The organism is Tardiphaga sp. P4_G1 (genome assembly GCF_056401215.1).
Genome location: NZ_JBFUJU010000008.1, coordinates 317,314 through 338,177, shown reverse-complemented (window position 1 = coordinate 338,177; position 20,864 = coordinate 317,314). Strand labels below are relative to the sequence as shown.

General features: G+C 61.9%; 21 protein-coding genes. 12 read left to right on the top strand and 9 right to left on the bottom strand.

Translation table 11 applies throughout. The features are described from left to right. Positions 1-164: 164 nt before the first annotated feature. From AC1DUY_RS21030 to AC1DUY_RS21020, 3 genes are all read right to left on the bottom strand, one after another. Positions 165-1,307: an ABC transporter substrate-binding protein gene (locus AC1DUY_RS21030; protein WP_089262041.1), complete on the bottom strand. Its 1,143-nt coding sequence runs from the start codon at positions 1,305-1,307 to the stop codon at positions 165-167. A 60-nt stretch (positions 1,308-1,367) separates the two neighbouring features. Further along, positions 1,368-2,258: a shikimate dehydrogenase gene (locus tag AC1DUY_RS21025; protein ID WP_441252263.1), complete on the bottom strand. Its 891-nt coding sequence runs from the start codon at positions 2,256-2,258 to the stop codon at positions 1,368-1,370. Between the two features lie 104 nt (positions 2,259-2,362). Continuing rightward, a complete protein-coding gene (locus AC1DUY_RS21020; RefSeq protein ID WP_068733475.1) occupies positions 2,363-3,301 on the bottom strand; it encodes a LysR family transcriptional regulator in 939 nt (312 codons plus the stop codon). 264 nt (positions 3,302-3,565) lie between these two features. Between AC1DUY_RS21020 and AC1DUY_RS21015 the strand changes: the two genes are divergently transcribed. Further along, complete coding sequence (locus tag AC1DUY_RS21015) at positions 3,566-4,777, top strand: glycosyltransferase (protein ID WP_478116721.1); 1,212 nt, start codon at positions 3,566-3,568, stop codon at positions 4,775-4,777. A 10-nt stretch (positions 4,778-4,787) separates the two neighbouring features. On the opposite strand, the gene AC1DUY_RS21010 is transcribed toward AC1DUY_RS21015, so the two are convergent. Further along, a complete protein-coding gene (locus tag AC1DUY_RS21010) occupies positions 4,788-5,210 on the bottom strand; it encodes a hypothetical protein (protein ID WP_116661170.1) in 423 nt (140 codons plus the stop codon). 95 nt (positions 5,211-5,305) lie between these two features. Then, positions 5,306-5,443, bottom strand: coding sequence for a hypothetical protein (locus tag AC1DUY_RS21005; protein ID WP_165826762.1), 138 nt, complete (start codon positions 5,441-5,443; stop codon positions 5,306-5,308). 80 nt (positions 5,444-5,523) lie between these two features. Here AC1DUY_RS21005 and AC1DUY_RS21000 point away from each other — a divergent pair, with 80 nt between their 5' ends. The 4 genes from AC1DUY_RS21000 to zigA all read left to right on the top strand — a co-directional run bounded on the left by AC1DUY_RS21000 (position 5,524) and on the right by zigA (position 11,168). Beyond that, positions 5,524-6,537, top strand: a complete 1,014-nt coding sequence (locus AC1DUY_RS21000; protein ID WP_478116718.1) for an NAD(P)H-dependent flavin oxidoreductase — start codon at positions 5,524-5,526, stop codon at positions 6,535-6,537. Positions 6,538-6,813: 276 nt separating this feature from the next. After that, positions 6,814-8,391: a gamma-glutamyltransferase family protein gene (locus AC1DUY_RS20995; RefSeq protein WP_478116716.1), complete on the top strand. Its 1,578-nt coding sequence runs from the start codon at positions 6,814-6,816 to the stop codon at positions 8,389-8,391. A gap of 235 nt (positions 8,392-8,626) precedes the next feature. Then, positions 8,627-9,775 carry a diguanylate cyclase domain-containing protein gene (locus tag AC1DUY_RS20990; RefSeq protein ID WP_478116714.1) on the top strand — a complete coding sequence of 383 codons (1,149 nt, stop codon included), beginning with the start codon at positions 8,627-8,629 and terminating at the stop codon, positions 9,773-9,775. 181 nt (positions 9,776-9,956) lie between these two features. Further along, complete coding sequence (gene zigA / locus AC1DUY_RS20985; RefSeq protein WP_478116712.1) at positions 9,957-11,168, top strand: zinc metallochaperone GTPase ZigA; 1,212 nt, start codon at positions 9,957-9,959, stop codon at positions 11,166-11,168. A 4-nt stretch (positions 11,169-11,172) separates the two neighbouring features. Here the strand turns inward: zigA and AC1DUY_RS20980 are convergent, their stop codons facing one another. From AC1DUY_RS20980 to AC1DUY_RS20970, 3 genes are read right to left on the bottom strand one after another with little or no spacing between them, the layout of a single operon-like run. Further along, positions 11,173-11,874, bottom strand: a complete 702-nt coding sequence (locus AC1DUY_RS20980) for a DUF1045 domain-containing protein (RefSeq protein ID WP_184513635.1) — start codon at positions 11,872-11,874, stop codon at positions 11,173-11,175. A 20-nt stretch (positions 11,875-11,894) separates the two neighbouring features. Continuing rightward, positions 11,895-13,082: an alpha-D-ribose 1-methylphosphonate 5-triphosphate diphosphatase gene (locus tag AC1DUY_RS20975; RefSeq protein ID WP_478116710.1), complete on the bottom strand. Its 1,188-nt coding sequence runs from the start codon at positions 13,080-13,082 to the stop codon at positions 11,895-11,897. Then, on the bottom strand, positions 13,079-13,729 hold the full coding sequence (locus AC1DUY_RS20970; protein ID WP_089262021.1) for an LbetaH domain-containing protein: 651 nt from the start codon (positions 13,727-13,729) through the stop codon (positions 13,079-13,081). Before AC1DUY_RS20970 ends, AC1DUY_RS20975 begins: the two co-directional genes overlap by 4 nt. 224 nt (positions 13,730-13,953) lie before the next feature. Here AC1DUY_RS20970 and phnC point away from each other — a divergent pair, with 224 nt between their 5' ends. The 4 genes from phnC (at position 13,954) to phnE (AC1DUY_RS20950) (ending at position 17,625) form a co-directional block, all read left to right on the top strand. Further along, entirely contained in the window at positions 13,954-14,763 is an 810-nt protein-coding gene (gene phnC, locus AC1DUY_RS20965; protein WP_089262019.1) for a phosphonate ABC transporter ATP-binding protein, read from the top strand. Positions 14,764-14,876: 113 nt separating this feature from the next. Further along, on the top strand, positions 14,877-15,815 hold the full coding sequence (gene phnD, locus AC1DUY_RS20960) for a phosphonate ABC transporter substrate-binding protein (RefSeq protein ID WP_309947466.1): 939 nt from the start codon (positions 14,877-14,879) through the stop codon (positions 15,813-15,815). A gap of 80 nt (positions 15,816-15,895) precedes the next feature. After that, a complete protein-coding gene (phnE, locus tag AC1DUY_RS20955) occupies positions 15,896-16,780 on the top strand; it encodes a phosphonate ABC transporter, permease protein PhnE (RefSeq protein ID WP_478116707.1) in 885 nt (294 codons plus the stop codon). After that, on the top strand, positions 16,777-17,625 hold the full coding sequence (gene phnE / locus AC1DUY_RS20950; protein WP_478116705.1) for a phosphonate ABC transporter, permease protein PhnE: 849 nt from the start codon (positions 16,777-16,779) through the stop codon (positions 17,623-17,625). Before phnE (AC1DUY_RS20955) ends, phnE (AC1DUY_RS20950) begins: the two co-directional genes overlap by 4 nt. On the opposite strand, the gene AC1DUY_RS20945 is transcribed toward phnE (AC1DUY_RS20950), so the two are convergent. Further along, positions 17,626-18,276, bottom strand: coding sequence for a glutathione binding-like protein (locus AC1DUY_RS20945; protein ID WP_478116703.1), 651 nt, complete (start codon positions 18,274-18,276; stop codon positions 17,626-17,628). A 99-nt stretch (positions 18,277-18,375) separates the two neighbouring features. Here AC1DUY_RS20945 and AC1DUY_RS20940 point away from each other — a divergent pair, with 99 nt between their 5' ends. The 3 genes from AC1DUY_RS20940 to AC1DUY_RS20930 all read left to right on the top strand — a co-directional run bounded on the left by AC1DUY_RS20940 (position 18,376) and on the right by AC1DUY_RS20930 (position 20,804). Beyond that, on the top strand, positions 18,376-19,038 hold the full coding sequence (locus AC1DUY_RS20940) for a TetR/AcrR family transcriptional regulator (RefSeq protein WP_478116701.1): 663 nt from the start codon (positions 18,376-18,378) through the stop codon (positions 19,036-19,038). Positions 19,039-19,128: 90 nt separating this feature from the next. After that, entirely contained in the window at positions 19,129-19,494 is a 366-nt protein-coding gene (locus AC1DUY_RS20935) for a YciI family protein (RefSeq protein WP_092139199.1), read from the top strand. Then, positions 19,491-20,804 carry an RNA polymerase sigma factor gene (locus tag AC1DUY_RS20930; RefSeq protein ID WP_231077993.1) on the top strand — a complete coding sequence of 438 codons (1,314 nt, stop codon included), beginning with the start codon at positions 19,491-19,493 and terminating at the stop codon, positions 20,802-20,804. The genes AC1DUY_RS20935 and AC1DUY_RS20930 overlap by 4 nt, the downstream gene beginning before the upstream one ends. Positions 20,805-20,864 lie beyond the last annotated feature (60 nt).

The following is a 20,864-nucleotide window of genomic DNA, read 5'->3' as shown; positions in this document are numbered from 1 at the left end:
CAGCTAAAGCACCGGCCGCGCGCTCCCTCGCCCCGCTTGCGGGGAGAAGGCTGGGGTGAGGGGTTCTTGCAAGTAAAACACTCGCTCCCCCTCACCCGAAGCCTCACTTTCCGCTCGGCTCCGACCTCTCCCCGCAAGCGGGGAGAGGTTAAGTACGCGAGGCCTCAGTTGCCGAGCTTTGGCAGCACCTGCTTGACGACCTGCTTGCCCTCGACGATCTCGACCAGGAAACCCTGTCGATCGATATCGCCATTGGCGTCGAAGGTCGCGTCCATCAGGATGCCCGGCTCCTTGGCGGCGGTGATGGTGAAGCCGTGCAGGGCGTCGGCGAAGCCCTTGGAATCGACCTTGCCCATCTTCTCGGTGGTGGCCTTGATCATGTAGATCGCGAGCCACCCCTTGAGGCCGTTATGGTCCGGGACGTAGTTGTACTTCTTCACGAACTTGTCGCGGAACGCCTTGATCAGTTCGACCGGCGCGTCGGTGGTGAGGCCGACATGGCCGCGCGCGCCATTGGCCGCGTCGCCGGCGAGTTCGACGACCTTCTGTCCGACCAGCGTGGTTTCGCCGACCAGCGGCACAGTGATGCCCTGGCGTTTCAACTCCTTGAGTATGCGCGCGCTCTCTTCTTCGTTGACGTAAACGAAGACTGCATCCGGCGCTGCCGACTTGATCTTGCTGACATCGGCCGCGAAGTCGGCCTGGCCGGCTTCGGTGGAGAGATCGGCCGCGACTTTGATATTGTACTTGGCGAATTCCTTGCTGATGGAATCGCGCCCGCCTTTGCCGAAGTCGTTGTTGACCCAAACGATGGCGACCGACTTCGCCTTCAATTCGTCGTTGATGTATTTGGCGACCTTGGGCATGGACGACTGCTGGCCGAACGACGTCCGGAACAGAAACTTGTTGCCGGTTGTCGTGAGTTCAGCGGCTTCGCCGCCCATGATTTGTGCGATGCCGGCTTCGGCGGCGAGCGGCGCGGTGACCTTCACCGAACCGGAATAGCCGGGCCCGAGCAGCACATAAGGCTCGGCGTCCAGTGCCTTCTGAACCTGGGCGCGGGCGACACCGGGGTTGGACTGCGAGTCTGCATGGGTCACTTCCAGCTTGCGGCCGAGCACGCCGCCCTTGGAATTGATTTCTTCGATCGCGAGATCGATGCCGTTCTTCCAGTTGGTGCCGACGGTGGCGCCGCCGCCGGACAATTCGGCGACATTGGCGAGTTTAATAGGGGCTCCGGACTGCGCGATGGCAGCACCGGTCAATACAGTCGCGAGCAGGGCGCTCGCCAAGAACACTGGCTTCATGGAATCCTCCTGTTGCTATTGTTGTGTTTGTGGGTGCGGCCTTATGAGCGGCCGCTTCATTCAGGCTGCGTTTGGTGTCGGGTACCTTTTGACCATGACGGCGTCGAAAGCAATTCCCATTTCAGTCGGTGAAGGCGCAAATCCTGTAAACAACTCAAAGGCATCGGCGGCCTGGTAGATCGCCAGATCGCGGCCGGTCATGACCGGCGCGCCCTTCGCCTTGGCCGCGTTGAGCAGCGGCGTCCACAGCGGGGAATACACCGCATCCGCAACCCACGCTTCCGCATGCAGCAGCGCATCGGGCACTGGCGTGCCGCGATTGGGCAACATGCCGATGGGTGTGCCGTTGACGATGCCGACCGCGCCGCGAACGGCGTCATCGACGCTGTCCGCCACGCGGATGCTTTGCTTGTTGTGGAGCAGCGAAATGAGATGCCGGGCCTTGGCCGCGTCCGTATCGAAGATCCTGATCTCGGAAACGCCGAGATCGGCCAGCGCAAAGGCGATGGCCTTGCCGACGCCGCCGGTGCCGATGACCGCGACCGGGCCGTGGTTGGAATTGGCGACCAGTTGCCTGGCGGCCCGTGCAAAGCCCGTGGTGTCGGTGTTGTGGCCAGTCAGCCTGCCGTCGCGGACCACGACCGTATTGACGGCGCCGATGGCCTTGGCCCCCGGCGAGAGCTCGTCGAGCAGATCGACCACGGCTTCCTTATAGGGGAAGGTCACGTTTATGCCGGCAAAACCGAGGCGACGGACGCCGTCCAGAACGGCGCGCAAATCGCCGCGGTCGGCACCGGCGATTTCAATCAGCTGATAGTGACAGCGCGCACCCATGGCCTCGGCGGCCCGCTCATGCATTGCCGGCGACGCCGAATGCGCGATCGGCGCGCCGAGCAGGCCGGTGAGGAAACGTTGGCCCGTCGCCGGGGTATGGGGCGTCGAAGAGGTCATGAACGGATGGCCAATACTTTCAATCATCATCAGAAACGGGACAGAAGATAGCGCGGCGGCGATCTAACACAATTACCCTGTTATACAGCAAACATAACATGATGTTATTTTTTACGGACGCGCGAGGCCGGCTTTGCAGCGGCAATTTTGTGAGAGCCGACTGCACGCATCTCGGTGCGCAGGCAGTCGATGAAATGCTCGATATGCAGTGACAGCGGCGCGCCGCGTTTCACGGCGACATAGGTATCGAACCGGGTGGGTTCGACGATGCGGATCACCTCGACGCCGGGATAGCCGCCATGGGCCACCGTGAACTGGTCGATGACCGCGATGCCCAACCCTGCCTTCACCAGGGCACAGACCGTGGTGCCAAATCTCGCTCGAATGGTGATGTCGTATTTGAGTTTATTGCGGGCGAAGATCTCGGCCATGATCCGACCGTAGGGGTCGTTGGGGTCGATGCCGATGAGGGGATACCGGATGATCTCCTTGGCCGACACCTGCTTGCGACCTGCGAGTTCGTGTCCCTCCGGCACGATGCAGAACAATTCGCCGGACGCCAGCGGCATGAAGTCGAGCCCGGGATGTTCGAGCCGATAGCTCATGGCGACGCAGTCGCCGCGACCGAGCAGCAGATAGTCGATCGCCTCCTCAAGCTTGAGAATGTTGATGTCGATCCGCAGACCGGGATAACGCCGCCGCACCTGCTCGATGGCACGTGGCACCATCACCTGCGAGATACTGGGAACCGATCCGATGCGCAATTCCGACAGTGTTCCGTGGCCGATCTTCGAGATGATCTCGGTGAGATCGTCGACTTTCTTGTAAACACCGTTGATCTGCTCGAAAATATTCTGCGCTTCAGGGGTCGGGAAGTAGCGTCCGTTCTGGCGCTGGAAGAAGCGGATGCCGAGCGACTTCTCGGTGTATTTGACCAGGCGGCTGATGCCGGGCGCGGACACATTCAGGAGTTTGGCAGCGCCGCCAATGGTGCCCGTCACCATGACGGCGCGGATCACTTCAACCTGGCGTAACGTCATCATGCGCAAGAACTCTCGTTATGCTGAATGGCGCGGATGGTGCGCCAGAATGCGCGCTCGTCTGCCCTGGATGGACATGGTACCGACCGCGTCCTGCGAACCGGGTAGCATCTTCCCCAGAGATTATCAGAACACATCTGAATTGATTCAATTTTTACCGACAGTTCGCAATCGAATTAACGCAAGTTGTAGGAGTGGATTGTAGAAGGGGCGCATTGGTCTATTTTCAGGTCAGCCCACATTCGTCGTTTCCGCCGTTGAGGTCCTATGCGCGTCGCTGTCGTCCACGATTGGCTCTACACGCTGGGCGGTGCCGAGCAGGTGCTGCGCGAGATATTGCAGTGCTATCCGGAAGCGGACGTTTTCACGCTGTTCGATGTGCTGACGCCGGAAGATCGCGCCAAGATTGGCTTCAAGAAGGCGCGTACCAGCTTCCTGCAGAAGATGCCGTTCATCCGCAAACGTCATCGGTCATATTTGCCACTCATGCCGATCGCGATCGAGCAGTTCGATCTGTCAGGTTACGACCTGGTTATTTCCAGCAGCTATGCGGTGGCCAAGGGCGTGATCACCGGCCCGAACCAGCTTCACGTGTCCTATGTGCATTCGCCGATGCGTTATGCGTGGGATCTGCAGCACGCTTATCTGAATGAAAGCGGTTACACCGCTGGCATCAAGAGCGCGTTGGCACGGGCGCTGCTGCACCGGATCCGGATCTGGGACGTGCGCACGGCCCATGGGCCGGACGCCATGCTGGCGAATTCCAATTTCGTCGCCAAGCGGATCAAGAAGGTCTATGGCCGTGACGCCAAGGTCATCTATCCGCCGGTGACCATGTCGAAGTTACCGGCTGATCTCCCCACCGGGGACCACTTCCTCGCGGCAAGTCGTCTGGTGCCCTACAAGAAGATCGAAGCCGTGATCCAGGCCTTTGCCGAACTGCCGGATCAGAAGCTGATCGTTGCAGGCGACGGCCCGGATGCGGAGCGGTTGAAGGCAATCGCCGGCCCGAACGTGACATTTGTCGGCTTTGTCAGTGATGAGAAGCTGCGCGAATTGATGGCGACGGCGCGTGCCTTCGTCTTTGCTGCCGAGGAAGACTTCGGGATCATCGTTGTCGAAGCGGAATCCGAGGGGGCGCCGGTTCTGGCGTTCGGCCGCGGCGGCGCGCGCGAGACGGTCTCGGCCTCTCCGGAATTGCGCACCGGCATGTTTTTCGATTCCAACGAACCGAAAGCGATTGCGGAATGTGTCCGTGCCTTCGTGGCGAATGAAAGCTCATTTTCGCGTGCCGACTGCCGCATGCAAGCCGAGAAATTCTCGGCCGAGCGTTTCCGCAATGAATTAATGTCATTCGTGAACGATCACATGCGGACATTCAGCGGTGAGCGGCGGCGCAGTCGCGATGGCAGTTCGCCGGATGCGGCGGGCTTCAAGCGGCGCTGGAGCGATGCCAAGGATTCCGCCCGGAGCGAATAGGCGTCTGCCGTTACGATGATGCCCGCGACCCAGGGCCTTTGTAATCCGGAAACCGCGACAGCATGGCGGTCTTCAGGAACTTGAAGTGCGAGATGCTGACAGCAAGGTCGCGCAATCGGCGCTGGCCGTTTGAAATTTCGGTCTCGAACAGGTCCAGGTGATCGCTGTCGAGCTTCTCCCGCGTCAGATACTCATCGTCCCCATTGCCGAAGGTTACAGCCGCGCGCGCCAGCACATCGTCGACGCGGCGGGTGAGGCCGGCCTGCTCGGCTTCGGCATTGCTGAGTGCGCTATCGAGGGCCGAAAGGACGTAATCGAGCCGCTCGCGATCAGTTTCGGCATCGCGTTCAGCCGAACGCGCCCTGAACTCACGCTCGCCGACAAGGCTGCGAAGATAGTTCTGGGCACGAGCCCGCAGGAACATCTGGAACATGCCGTATCCGGTCCAAGCGCGCGCAGCGGTATGCCGCGCAATGGCGCAGCTTGGCCGATTATGGTGATCAATCGGTTAAGAAATAGGATGCGTGATCAGGCTGGCTTGCAGAACATCGCGATCGCCAACTCGATCCGCGTGTTGAGCATGCGCCGGTTGAGGCGATAGCTGTTATCCGCCATCAGCCTGAAATGATCATTGGCGAACACCATGCCGGGCAGTAGCCGCGTCATGCCGGACATTCCGTCCGGCTTATAGCGGTCGCCAGGGAATTCCGGCTATCCTTCTGGCAAAATGAGAGGGATGGAAACAAATGCCGCTGCCTTCGGGTGACCGCCGCGTGATCGACGACCCCAGCGGCAAAGCGAGTGCGGCGCGCTTTACGGAAACAATTCGGCCGCGGCTGTCGGTGCCTTTGGTCGCAGCGCCGATGTTTCGGGTGTCAGGCCCGGAACTCGTCATTGCCGCGTGCAAGGCTGGCGTGATCGGTTCGTTTCCGACGGCCAATTGCCGAACCGACGATGAACTCGATTGCTGGATAGCGCGTATTCTCGGCGCGCTCGGGCCGGACGACGCGCCGTTTTGTCCGAATCTCATCATCCGCCGTGAGAGCTTGCAGGATGATCTTGCCACGGTGATCCGGCATGGCTGCGAGATGGTGATCACCAGCGTCGGACCGCCGGATGCGGTCGTCGGTCCGCTGCATGAGGCAGGCTGTATGGTGTTTGCCGATGTCGCTTCGATCCGGCATGCGAAGAAAGCCATTGCAGCGGGAGTCGATGGGCTCGTCTTGCTGACGGCGGGTGCCGGCGGGCAGACCGGCTGGGTCAACGGTTTTTCGTTCGTGCGTGCGGTTCGCTCGTTCTGGGAGGGGCCGGTCGTGCTGGCCGGCGGTGTGTCGGACGGGCAGGCGGTGTTTGCCGCCGAGGTGCTCGGCTGCGATCTCAGCTATATGGGTACCAAGTTCATTGCCACCGAGGAGAGCATGGCAGTGGACGAGTACAAGCGGATGCTCGTCACGTCCGAGCTCGACGATGTCCTGCTGTCACGGGCTTTCACAGGCCTGGAAACCAATACACTGGTCCCCTCGATTGTCGCCGCGGGCCTTGATCCGAAAGATCTGCCGACGGACATGACCAAAGAACGCGCCGATGCGCTCTATGGCCGGCAGGCGACGTCCGGGGTCAAGCGATGGCGCGACGTCTGGAGCGCAGGCCACTCTGTCTCTGGTGTTGCTGCAATCGAGCCCGTAGCGAGGCTGGTTGCCCGCACGCGTGATGAATATGAGGCTGTGCGGACAACGGCGCGTCATCCACTCGGGAATTAACACGCGGGGGTGAAGCATCCGCACCCGGCGCAGGGTTTCGGACGGCGGGGGCATTGTGCTCAAATTTGCACGGCTGGGTTGCGGCGGGATATCGTATTCGCAGTAGCGGCTGCCAGTCTCATTGTTGTCATAACGGCTACCGCACTGCCGATTCACACGCTAAACCACACGCCATCCCCGCGCGCCTGGGGGCCGATCTGCTCGGCGCTCGACCGCATCTCTCCCGCCTCATCGCGCGATCTGCGCCAGGCGGCTTCGTACCGATAGAGGACTCTCATGCGTGATTTCATGGCCGTTGCCCGTTCCGTCGCCGTTGCCGAGCACGGGATGGCCGCAACCTCACATCCGTTGGCGACGCTGGCTGCTGTGGAGATGCTGAAGTCGGGCGGCAATGCCATCGATGCGGCGCTGGCGGCGGTCGCCGTGCAATGCGTGGCCGATCCCGCGATGACTGGCATCGGCGGCGATTGTTTCGCCCTCTATTCGCCGAAAGGCGGCGCGCCGATCGCGCTGAACGGCTCCGGTCGTACGCCGGCCAAGATCGATTCCGAGAAATATGCGGCGTCCGGTGACCGCGACATTCCCGAGACCTGTGTCGAGACCGTTACCGTGCCTGGCGCCATCGATGCCTGGTGCACGCTCAGCAAGGATCATGGCTCGAAGCCGCTGGCCGACGTGTTTGCTGCAGCCATCGATGCCGCTGAGAACGGCTTCCTCATCACCCCGCGCGTGTCGGCCGACTGGGCCAAATGGCGCCGCAAGCTGGAACTGCATCCCGACGCGACCGCGCAGTACCTGCCGGGCGGCCATGCCCCCGCGGTCGGCGACAAGCGCGTCCAGCCGGCGCTCGCTGCCACGCTGCGCCGGGTCGCGCGCGAAGGCCGCAACGGCTTCTACCAGGGTCAGGTAGCCGACGACATCATCACCGCGCTGCGTGCCGTTGGCGGCGCGCACGAGGCCGATGATTTCAACGAGCAGCGCTCCGACTATGTGACGCCGATCTCGGCCAATCATCACGGCTATGATGTCGCCGAATGCCCGCCAAACGGCCAGGGACTCGCCGCACTGATGATCCTGCGCGTGCTGGCCGGCTATGACATCGCCAATCTGAGTGAGGCCGACCGTATCCATGTTCTCGCGGAGGCGACCAAGGCGGCCTATCGCACGCGCGATGCCTATTTCTGCGATCCTGCTTACGGGCAGGTCGATGTTGAGCGCTTCCTGTCGGACAAATTCATCGGCGACCTCCGCGCCAAGATCGACATGAAGCACGCTTCGCCGGAAGAGCATTGGGACTCGGTCATCCACAAGGACACCGTCTATCTGACCGTGGTCGACCGCGATCTCAACGCCGTGTCACTGATCAATTCGCTGTTCGGCCCGTTCGGTAGCGGCATCTATGCGAAGAAGTCCGGCGTCCTGCTGCATCACCGCGGCTGGAGTTTCCGTGCCAGGCCCGGCCACGTGAATTCGCTTGGCCCGCGCAAGCGGCCGATGCACACGATCATCCCGGGCATGCTGATGAAAGACGGTCGCGCGGTCATGCCGTTCGGCGTGATGGGCGGCCATTATCAGGCCACCGGCCATGCCCAGTTCATATCCGATGTGATCGACCGCAAGATGGACATCCAGGCCGCTGCCGAGGCGCCGCGCTCGTTCGCGACCAACAACCTGCTGCAGCTTGAAAAGACCATCCCGGAAGCGGTGCGCAACGATCTGGCCGCCCGCGGCCATACGCTGCAGATGATGGATACCGGCATCGGCGGTTGCCAGGCCATCCAGATCGATTACGAGCGTGGCGTGCTGCTCGGCGCCTCGGACCACCGCAAGGACGGCCTCGCGCTCGGCTTCTGATCGATCAGGACAAGGCGCGATGGCGAACTTCAGGTCCCATCGCGCCGTGACTGGTCCGGAGTTCGCCGGTCTTCTACCGATAAGCTCGAATTCTCTGCATCCAGCGGAAGAGGCTCTGCGCCTGGCGGACAAGCGTGCGATTGGTAACTGCCGGTTAACTCAGTTAGATTTTGACCGAGTTCGCCGATGAAAATTTCAGACTTTGGCGGTATCGGGTGCTTCGGGGAGAAGCGACGTGGTCAAATTCTGGAGATCAATTTTCGTAGGCGTTCCGGACCATGTCCGGATCGAACTCATCGACATGCTCTTCCAGACGCGTGTGCCGCTCTCGATCGCCGGCTTCACACTGGCCATCGTCTCGTGTCACGTCGCTATTAGTTCTGCAAATCCATGGTTCTACGGGTTGAGTGCAGCCGGAGCGATCGTCACGATCTTCCGCGTGGCCACCGAAGGCGTCTATCATCGCAGTAAGGGTCAACGCAGCTTCACAATCGCCGCGGCCGAGCGATGGGAGCGGCTTTACGCGTGGAGCAGCTACGTCTTCGCAGGGCTGATCGGAATACTCGGCGCAGCGACTTTCTGGGCGAAGAATCCTGCGCATCAACTCCTCGCAACGGCGCTGGTCTTCGGCTATGCGGCCGGCATCGTCTGCCGGATTTCCGTCCGGCCGGGGATCGCATTGCCTGCCTTGATGCTGGTCGCCTTGCCGACGGCGTTCGCGGCGCTCGCCCGCGTCGATAGCAATCTGGCTTTCTATGCGGTGATCCTGATAGCGTTCCTGCTCGGCAGCTTCGAGACCGTGCGTTTCATCTATCGGCAGAATATAGAGCAGATCTCGCTCAAGCATGAATTCTCGACCCTCGCGCGGCACGATGCGCTGACGGGTCTGGCCAATCGGCTCGGCTTTCAGGAACGCCTCGCGATCATCGCCGCGCGCGCCAGGGTGGTGGGCTGTCTCATTGCCGTTCACAGCGTCGACCTCGATCGGTTCAAGGAGGTCAACGACGTGCATGGCCATCCCGTAGGCGATGCGCTGCTGCAGGCGGTCGCGAGCCGGCTCAGCGGAATTTTGCGCGACGGCGACTTCGCGGTGCGCATGGGCGGTGATGAATTCGTCGTGGTGCAATCCGTCGTCGGCAATCGCGAGGAGGCCATGTTGCTGGGCCGCCGCATCATTCGGACGCTCTCGGAGCCGTTCATCATCGATGGCCTGGAACTGACCGTTGGCGCCAGCGTCGGTATAGCCATCGGCCGCGAGGGTGACGATCCCTGCGATCTCACACCTGCCGCGGACCGGGCACTTTACGCATCGAAAGCCAGCGGCCGAAACCGCGTGACCTTTGCCAAGCCGGTGGATGCCGAGACAATCGCGCGGGCAGGCTAACGTCGAGGCAATGAGCGTGGGCTGACCCGCGCCAGACGAATTTCCGGCAGATCAGAAAAGCTGACAGCGCACCGACGGGATCGGTGGGCGCGGGGTTGACAGGCATGAAGATTGTAATGTTATAACATTACAAATAAGAAGAGCCTGATGTCCCGTACCCTCAAAAGACTGTTCGATCTCGATGCAAAAACTCCCCGTCACAGTCTTGTCCGGCTTCCTCGGGGCTGGAAAGACAACTTTGCTGAACCACGTGCTGAACAACCGTCACGGCCTGAAGGTGGCGGTGATTGTGAACGACATGAGCGAGGTGAACATCGATGCGGCCCTGGTTCGCGATGGCGGTGCCAACCTGTCGCGGACGGATGAGAAGCTGGTCGAGATGACCAATGGCTGCATCTGCTGCACGCTGCGCGACGATCTGCTCAAGGAAGTGCGGGCGCTCGCCGAAAGCCGGCGGTTCGATTACCTGCTGATCGAAACCACCGGAATTGCAGAGCCGCTGCCGGTGGCCGCGACTTTCGATTTCCGCGACGAGAACGGCGACAGCCTGTCGGACGTGGCACAGCTCGACACCATGGTGACGGTGGTCGATGCGGTGAACCTGTTGAAGGACTATTCCTCCACCGACTTCCTGCAGGACCGCGGCGAGGCCCTCGACGGTGACAAGCGGACGCTGGTGGATCTGCTGGTGGAGCAGATCGAATTCGCGGATGTCGTGGTGCTCAACAAGGTCAATGACGCCACGCTTGAGCAATGCAACAGCGCGCGCAAGATCATCTGTGCGCTCAATCCCGATGCCGATATCATCGAGGCAAACTTTGCCAATGTGCCGTTCGACCGCGTGCTCGATACCGGCCGTTTTGATTTTGAAAAGGCGCAGCAGCATCCGCTCTGGCACAAGGAGCTGTATGGCTTCGCCGACCACGTGCCGGAGACCGAAGAATATGGCGTGACGAATTTCGTCTATCGCGCGCGGCGGCCGTTCGATCCCATGAAGTTTCAGGCCTTCCTGCGCGAGAGCTGGGCCGGCGTGATCCGCAGCAAGGGGCATTTCTGGCTGGCAACGCGGCCGCAATGGGTCGGGGAGCTCAGCCAGGCCGGTGCCATCGTGCGCACCGAGGGCATGGGATTCTGGTGGGCCAATGTCCCCGTCGATCGCTGGCCGGACGATCCGTATTGGCGGCAGTCCCTGAAGAAGAACTGGAACGAGATCTATGGCGACCGGCGTCAGGAGATCGTCTTCATCGGTTCCGACATGGATGAGAGCGATATCCGTCGTCGGCTCGATGCCTGCCTCGTGCCCGGCAAGCCCGGCATGGATATCGCAGGCTGGGCTGCGCTGGTCGATCCGTTTCCGGCATGGAAGCGGACGGACGAGATGGCGTTCTCGTGACGCGTCAAGTCGCCGTCAGCGGCGCGTGGCACAGCACCTGGAAGCGCGACGTCGCAGATGTCTGGTGAAATAGGCCGATGCGGTCGATCCGCAGTGAGGTGAGATCAAGTGTAGCGAACCGCTGCTGCAGCATCGCCAGTACCGCGGCGCTGCGCTCGGGTGCAAGCCGTCCGGTCAGCGTCATGTGAAAGCGGAAGTCGTCGCGCACATAGGGATAGCCGAAACGATCCAGCTGCTCGACCTGCCGCGGCGTCAGGTTCTCCGGTTTGCGGCGCGCGCGATCGTTGGGCGTCATCGGTGCGCGGAACACCTCGAATCCCTCAACGCAGGCCTGAGCCAGTATGGAAAGTTCAGCAGAGGGCGCATCCGGCACCACAGCCGTGAAGCCGCTGATGATACGAACCACCGGCGAGATTTTCGGAATGGCGCGGGGCATTCGCGCGAAGTCATCGAAGGCTGCGATCAGGTCGGCTTCGGTGGCTTCTGGTGCTAGCGAGAACGGTGCCTTCAGCGTGGCGTGAAAGCCGTATTTGCGTGGGTCCTTGATGACAGCCGGCCAGTCCGGCGCCTGTATGATGAGGTCACCGGGAACCAGCACGTCATTGCCGGTGAAAGGATCGTAGCCGAGGATTTCGGCGCCGAAGCGGGAGAGGGCACTGTCGGTGTCGGGGGCGTAATAGATCGCGTAGCGCGGGAATTCATTCATGGCCGCACCATAAAGCCGCGTCACGCTGCGGCAATAGCTTTGCGTTGCGCGGCACGCGCCGGCTGCAGGCGCGTGGCATCGGTGAGATGCACGAGCTTGCCCTGTGCGATCACGGCGACGATGCGGGGACGCATTGCGATGCTGTCATCGACGAGCAGCAAATCAGCGCGGCGCCCGCCCGCGATCTCGCCGCGGTCGGTGAGCCCGGCAGCCTTGGCCGGTGCGGACGAGATCAGCGCCCAGGCCTGCGGCAGCGACAGAATGCCATCATGGAGCAGCCGGAACGCGGCCAGCAATTGCGCGGGATAGTAATAGTCCGACGCCAGCACCGAGCAGAGGCCCTTGGCGATCATGTCGGACGCCTTGGTCCAGCCGGTATGGCTGCCGCCGCGCACCACATTGGGTGCGCCGAACACGATGAAATCGCCGGCCGCCGCCGCGGCCTTCGCGGTCTCTTCGTTGATCGGGAATTCCGCAATATTGACGCCGAGCCTGCGGAAGTCATCGCGCATCGTAGGCGTTGCGTCATCATGCGAGAGCGTCGGCACGCCGGCAGCGCTCGCCGCTTTGGCGAGGCGGGCAATCGAGGCAGGCACCTCATCGGCGCGCGACAGCACGCGATCGACCAGCTGGTCGAAGGCATCGCTGCTGAGCCCGGTACGTTCGACCATCCGCGCGCGCTTTGCCGGCTTTGAGATGCCGGCGATGTCCATATGATCGTTGAAGGCGAGCAGATCGATGCGGCCGGCCTGCAGCCAGCCGACGATCTCATCTTCGGCGTCGAGATTGAACGTTTCCTGCCGCAGATGGAAGCGCGTGTCGGAGGCGAGCTTCGGCCGCAGCGTCTCGATGGCATCCAGCAGCTTGCGGGCGTTCTCCGCGCCGCGCAGGCCCGGCTCCCAGGACCACGTGGTGCCGTGAAACACTGTGGTGATGCCATTGGCGATGGCCTGCCGGTCGCTGTCGATCAAGGCGACATCGACCGGGAAGTCGACGCCGGGGCGCGGCATCAACTGCCGCTCGAAGGCGTCGCCATGCAGGTCGACGATTCCCGGCAGCACCAGCAGATCGGAGGCATCGAGGCCGAGCGCGCCATGGGGCGCATCCGATCCGATGTCCGCAATCACGCCATCCCCAATCTGCAGCGAAGTCTCGGCGATGTCCTGGCCGAGCAAAGTGCGTCCGCCGTCGATGAAAAGTCCAGTCATGTCACTGCCATCTGCCTGGGCGCCTTGACGCCTTTATACTTGCTCAGGAAATCCTCGACCGGGAGCTTGCGGAAATCCGGTAGCGCCTGTCGTAGCATCTCGTGGTCCCAGTTCCACCAGGCGAGGTCCATCAGCCCGTCTTCCACGGCTTCCGAAAATCGTCGCCGCACCGGCCGCGCCGGATTGCCGGCGACGATCGTATAGGGGGCGACGTCCTTGGTCACGATGGCCCCGGCGGCGATCACCGCGCCGGTGCCGATATTGCGGCCGGGCAGCACGATGGCGCCATGGCCGAGCCACACATCGTGGCCGATAGTGCAATGATGTTCGCGTCGCCAGGCAAAGAAGTCGGCGTCGTCGCTTTCGCCGGGGAAGTAGGCACTGGCGCGATAGGTGAAGTGCGCCTGTGTCGCCCGGTGCATCGGGTGATTGCCGGGATTGATCCGGATCATCGCCGCGATTGAGCAGAACTTGCCGATCGTCGTGTAGGTGATCTGGCCGTCATTCACGACATATGAATAGTCGCCCATCGTCACTTCATTGAGGATCGTGCGCGCGCCGACTTCGGTATAGGCGCCGAGCTCGGTATCGACGAGTTTCGCGGTGGGATCGACCGCTGGCGTGAGCGAGAGTTGTTTTCCGGCCATGTGACGCTCGTGCGACGGAAGAGGAATCGGTGGGTGATATATTAGAGTGTGCGCTGGCGCGCGGGCACCTCTTCGGTCGGTTTCGTGACGATGTCGTGACGTTCACATGAATTCGGGCGTCCTTTTCCCGCAACGACGATAACCCGTATGCGCAGGGCACATGTCACATCATTGTTAAACGCGGGCGTTACCGGTGGCGATGTCTATTGTCATTGGAGTGCCTCATGCTGGTGGTGGATAAGCTGACGTGCCGTTTCGGCGCCAAGGCTGCCGTCGATAATGCGTCGTTCGAGATCAAGCCGGGCGCATTCGTCGGCGTGATCGGCCGTTCCGGTGCCGGCAAGTCGACCATGCTGCGCATGATCAATCGCCTGTGCGAGCCGACCGAAGGCCGTATCGTATTTGATGGCGTGGATGTCACCGCGCTCAAGGGCCGCGATCTGCGCAAGTGGCGCGCGCGCTCGGCGATGATCTTCCAGCAGTTCAATCTCGTCGGCCGTCTCGACGTGCTGACCAATGTGCTGATGGGCCGTCTGGCCGAGATGCCGCAGTGGCGCTCGCTGACCCAGATGTGGCCCGAGGACGACCGCGCGCTGGCGATGTCGGCGCTGGAACAGTTCGACATGGCGCAATATGCTTCGCAACGCGCCGATCAGCTCTCCGGCGGTCAGCAGCAGCGTGTCGCCATCGCCCGTGCACTGGTGCAGCAGCCCGACATTATTCTCGCGGATGAGCCGATCGCCTCGCTCGATCCGCGCAACACCCGCATCGTCATGGATGCGCTGCTGCGGATCAACAAGCACTTCGGCATCACCGTGATGTGCAACCTGCATTCGCTCGATCTGGCGCGCACCTATTGCGATCGCCTGATCGGCATGTCCGCCGGCCGCGTCGTGTTCGATGGCGCGCCGTCCGCGCTCACCGAGCATATCGCCCGTGAACTCTACGATCTCGAAGCCGATGAGGTGATGGGATCGGCGCATATGCCGACGCCTGTCCGCGTTCCCGAATACGGTGTTGCTGCCGTCGCGTGATTGCAGTGCGTTGAAATTATCGCGGTGACGTCATCGTAACGATGGCATCGCCGCGATAGACGCGCCTTCTACCAAGAAAAAACGTTTCACCTCAGATCAAAACAGGGACTGTCATGATCAACCGTCGCTCCATTCTGCTCAGCGCTGCGGCGCTGGCTTTCGCCGCCACCTCGGCCTCGGCCCAGGATTACAAGGCCAAGTATCCGGAACTGACCTTCGCCATCATCCCGGCAGAAAACGCCTCGGGCGTTACCGAGCGCTGGGCGCCCTTCGTCGCCTATCTGTCGAAAGAACTCGGCGTGAAGGTCAATTTGCGCATCGCCAATGACTACGCAGCCGTCATCGAAGGCCAGCGCTCCGGCAACATCCACATCGCCAGCTATGGTTCGGCCTCGTTCGCGCGCGCCCGCCTCACCGGCGTCAAGACCGATGCCTTCGCCAACGACATCAACATCGATGGCTCGACGGGCTACTACTCGGTGTTTTTCGTCAAAGCGTCGAGCCCCTACAAGTCGGTCGACAATCTGAAGGGCAAGAATCTCGGTCTGGTCGATCCGAATTCAACCTCCGGCAACAACGTGCCGCGCTTCGAGCTGGACAAGATGGGCATCTCGGATGCCGACACCTATTTCAGCAAGGTCGTGTTCACTGGCAGCCACGAAAATGCGCTGCTGGCGCTGTCGCAGGGCACGGTGGATGTCGCCGCCAACCAGTGGACCAACGACAACGACTCGACGCTGCAGCAAATGCTGACCAAGGGCATGCTGAAGAATGCCGACGGCACGCCGATGAAGAAGGAAGACTTCCGCATCATCCACAAGTCGGCCCCGATCATCAACGGCCCCTATGCCTATAGCTCCGACCTGCCGGAAGAGCTGAAGGTCGCCATCGCCAAGGCCTTCGTCGATGCACCGACCAAGGACAAGGCGGCTTTTGATCGCCTGTCGGACGGCCAGAAGAAGGGCTTCCATGCCGCGACCACCAAGGATTGGGACGCTACCATCGACCTGATCAAGTTCGTCGACGCGCTTCGCAAGAAGAAGGCGTCCTGATTGCCCGACCATTGAAGGGAGCCGGATCAGAAATGGTCCGGCTCCTTTTCTGTGTTTGATCCCAGATAGGCCCGCACATCATGTCCGCCGCCGTTTCCATTCTTCCGGCTCCGCAGCTTGCTGCGCTGAACGATGCCTACCGCAAGGCGGTGGCACGCCGGCGGTTGCGCACGCTGTTCGTCGTGGTGGCCTGCTTTGCAGCGCTGTTCGTCGCGGGGCTCGGCGCCGAGGTCAATCTCAGGACCTTCATCGAGAAGATTGGCAACTTCGGCAGCTATTTCGATCGCATCTTCACGCTCGAAGCCGGCGCCCGGGTCTGGACAGACGTCAATGAATGGTTCTGGGGTTGGAAGAAGTGGCTGTCGCTGCTCGGCGAGACCGTGCTGATTAGCTATGTCGGCACGCTGATCGGTGCCGTGCTGGCCTTCGGGCTCAATTTTCTCGCGGCCGAGAACACTGCGCCCTCAGTGCCGCTGCGCTTTGCCGTGCGCCGCTTCATGGAATTCTGCCGCACCGTGCCGGATATCGTGTTCGCGCTGATCTTCGTCATCGCCTTTGGTCTCGGCCCAATGGCAGGCGTGCTGGCGATTGCGATCCACTGCATCGGCGCGCTCGGCAAGCTCTATGGCGAGATCGTCGAGAATATCGATATGAAGCCGGTGGAAGGCATCCGCTCCACTGGTGCAGGCTGGGTCGACTGCATGCGCTTTGCCGTGCTGCCGCAGGTCGCGGCCGGATTTGCGAGCTACACGCTGCTGCGCTTCGAGATCAATGTGCGTGGTGCCTCCGTGATGGGCTTCGTCGGCGCCGGCGGTATCGGCCAGGAACTCGTCGTTGCTGTCAGAAAGTTCTATTATTCCGACGTCAGTGCGATCCTGCTGATGATCATCGTTACCGTGTTCATCATCGATATCGGCACCGGCTGGCTGCGCGGCCGTCTGTTCGGCAAGGAAGCCAGATCATGAGCAGGCAGCCTGACGTCAATACCCCCGCGTTGCGCGGGCGCTATCCTGATGTCTTCAACCGCCCGATGGCGTCGCGCGCCGGTGTGCCCGCCATCCTGGTCGCGGCGCTGGCGCTTTTCATCTTCGGGCTCAATGAACTCGATTTCTCGCCGGCGCGGATGTGGACCGGCCTGCGCGAACTTGGCTGGATCACGATGATGATGATCCCGCCGGATCCCGGCTCGTCACTGCCTGCCTATCTGCACGCGATGGGCGAGACGCTGTCGATCGCGCTGCTTGGCACCACCCTTGCTGCAGTGTTCGCGCTGCCGGTCAGTCTGCTCGCGGCACGCAACGTCATTCCGTCCGCGTGGCTTCGCTTTCCGGTCCGGCGTTTTCTGGATTCGATTCGCGGCGTCGATACGCTGATCTGGGCGCTGGTCTGGATCAATGTCGTCGGTCTCGGCCCGTTTGCCGGCGTGCTGGCAATCGCGATTTCGGATTTTGGCGCGTTCGGCAAATTGTTTTCGGAAGCCATTGAAGCCGCCGACAAGAAGCAGGTCGAAGGCATTCGGGCCTCCGGCGGCAGCGCAATGCACGAGATTCGTTTCGGCTTGATGCCGCAGGTGCTGCCGGTGATTGCCGGTCAGGTGCTGTATTTCATCGAGTCCAACACCCGCTCCGCCACCATCATCGGTATCGTTGGCGCGGGCGGCATCGGTCTTCAGCTCGCCGAGCAGATCCGCGTGCTGGAATGGCAGAAGGTCTCGTTTCTGATCCTGATGATCCTGGTCGCGGTGGCGGCAATCGACTGGATTTCCAGCCGACTGCGCTTTGCCATCATCGGCCGCCGCGCGGTGGCGTGATCACGCCGCCGCCTTGTGACGTTCCTGTTCGGCCTTGAACAGTTCGAACTCTTCGGCAACCGCGCGCACGATGCTCGGCCGCTCGCGCAGGCGCTTGTGATAGGCCTTGATCGCCGGCCAGTTGTTCAGATCGATCTCCGGCAACACCATCGTCCAGTTCAGCACCGTGACAAGATAGGCGTCGGCGACGCTGAACCTGTCGAGCAGGAAGTTGCGTCCGGTGAGATGGTTTTCGAGATAGGTCAGCCGCGACAACCCGCTTTGTAGTGCATAGGCCTTCATCTCCGGGGGCGCCTTCTTGGCCAGCAACGGGACGAACAGCCCCTTGTGCAGTTCCGTGCCGATGAAGCAGAGCCACTGCTGCAGCCGGCTGCGGTCGATGCCCGAACCCGCGGCGATGGGGGAGTGCGGAAACCAGTCGGCGACATGCTGCAGGATCGCGGCATTCTCGGTGAGGATGACGCCATCGTCGGTGCGCAGTGTCGGCACCAGGCCGAGCGGATTCACGTCGCGGAAATCCGAACCGTCGTTGCGCACTTCCTTGTTCAGTGGATCGACCTCGAAGAATCGCGCGTCGGCGCCGGCTTCGGCCTCATACAGCGCGATGCGAGTGGCCATCGAACAGGCCATCGGGGAGAAATACAGATCCATGGAAGCCTCCTTGAGATAGCGGACTGTTACGACCGGTCCGCCGGTTGATTTTCGTACCGTCTCGCATAATATAAATTCGGTCAAGGAATTTAATGCGAAATGGTACAAAAAAAGAAAAAGCCCGTCGTCGTGGCGAAGCCGGAGGTGGCCACCGAGCCGAAGCGCCGCGGCAGGCCACGCGCCTATGAGCCCGATGTGGCGATCGGGCAGGCGCTGGCGCTGTTTCGCAAAGGCGGTTATGCGGCGACGTCGCTCGACGATCTCAGCGAAGTGACCGGCATGAACCGGCCGTCGCTCTACGGCGCCTTCGGCGACAAGCGCGCGCTCTATATCAAGAGCTACCAGCGCTATCGCGACGACTACACCGTCCGGGTCATCGCGATCTTCAAGGCCGATATCGACGTCCGGGAGCGGCTGCGCCGGTTCTTCGATGCGGCACTCGACATCTACACCACAGGCGATACCGCGCCGCGCGGCTGTTTTGCTGTCATGACGGTGGCGTCCGACGCTATCGCCGATCCGGAGATCGGCGCGATGATGCGCGAAAATTTTGTCGAGCTCGATGACGCCTTTGGCTGGTGTTTCAAGACCGCCGTCGCGCGCGGCGAATTGCCGGAGACGATCGATGTTCCCACGCTGTCGCAGATGGCGTCTGCGATACTGAATATGCTCTCGATCCGGTCCCGTGCCGGTGTTCCGCGCGCAGAGCTGGAGGCGTTCGTGCAGAAGGCGGTCGGCCTGTTATGCCGGTCCTCCGCATGACGTGTTCCACGTCGCCGCGCTCCCAACAATAATTTCCGCTAACCTGTCGGGATCGCACGATGTCGACCGTCTTTCATCCAAGGAGACCCCATGCTTTACGCCATCCTCTGCTACCATGATGAAGCCGTTGTCGGCGGCTGGTCGAAGGACGAAGACGACGCCGTGATGGCGAAGCTTGCCGTTGTGCACGGCAAGCTCGCGCAGCAGGGCCGGCTCGGTCCCGTGGCGCGACTGCTGCCGACCACCGCGGCGACAACGTTGCGTAAGGACGAGCCCCCGGTGGTGCTGGACGGCCCCTTCGCTGAAACCAAGGAACAGTTGCTCGGTTTCTATGTGGTCGAGGCAGAAAATCTCGACGGCGCGCTGGAGATTGCGCAGGACCTCGGCCGCGCCAATCCCGGCGGCGCCTATGAAATTCGCCCGATCGGCGTCTTCCACGGAGCGTTCCAGCCATGACCGATGTCGCCTGGATCGATGCGGCGCTGACCTCGGCGCGTCCCCAGGCGCTCGGTGCGTTGCTGCGCTATTTCCGTAACCTCGACACCGCGGAGGAGGCGTTCCAGAACGCCTGCCTGCGCGCGCTGAAGACCTGGCCGCAAAATGGCCCGCCGCGCGATGCCGCCGCCTGGCTGATCATGGTCGGTCGCAATGTGGCTATCGACGATATCCGCCGCGGCGCGAAGCAGCAGCCGCTGCCGGAGGACGACCACGCGATATCCGATCTGGACGATGCCGAGAGCGAGCTCGCCGAGCGTCTCGATGGATCGCATTATCGCGACGATATCCTGCGGCTGTTGTTCATCTGCTGCCATCCGCAGCTCCCGGCGACGCAGCAGATCGCGCTCGCACTACGCATCGTCTCGGGCCTGACAGTGAAGCAGATCGCCCGCGCGTTCCTCGTCTCGGATGCCGCGATGGAACAGCGCATCACGCGCGCCAAGGCGGCAGTGGCCAAGGCCAATGTGCCGTTCGAGACGCCCGGCGCGCCGGAACGCAGCGAGCGTCTCGCTGCCGTGGCCGCCATGCTCTATCTGATCTTCAACGAGGGTTATTCGGCGTCAGGCGAGAGCATCGATCTGCGCGCGCCATTATGCGAGGAGGCGATCCGCCTGGGACGGCTGCTGCTCAAGCTGTTTCCGGCCGAACCGGAGATCATGGGCCTCGCAGCGCTCATGCTGTTGCAATATGCCCGTTCGGCGGCGCGCTTCGATGCCAATGGCGCGCTCGTGTTGCTCGACGATCAGGACCGTACGCTGTGGAACGGCAAGATGATCGCCGAAGGCCTGGCGTTGATCGACAAGGCGATGCGGCATCGCCGCACCGGCGCCTATCAGATCCAGGCTGCCATTGCCGCGTTGCATGCCCGCGCGGCCAAGCCGGAAGACACCGACTGGGCGCAGATCGAGTTGCTTTATGGCTCGCTGGAAATCCTGCAGCCGTCGCCGGTGATCACGCTCAACCGCTCGGTAGCGGTCTCGAAAGTGCGCGGTCCCGAAGCGGCGTTGGAGATGATCGCGCCGCTGGCCGCGAAACTTTCAAATTACTTCCACTTTTTCGGCGTGCAAGGCGCATATCTGATGCAACTCGGCCGCAACGATGAAGCGCGAGAAAGCTTCAACCGCGCCATCGCTTTGGCTAATACCTCGACGGAGGCGGATCACATCCGGATGCATCTCGACCGGCTGATGCTGGAGAGCAAGCCGCGACCGAAGGTCACGAACAAGGCCAAGAATCAGGCGAAGAACAAGGCGGCTGCTCCAAAATAGTTTTTATGGCGCTGTCGGATGACGCCGATGCCGTTCGTCTTGGAGACAGCGCTCTCTATT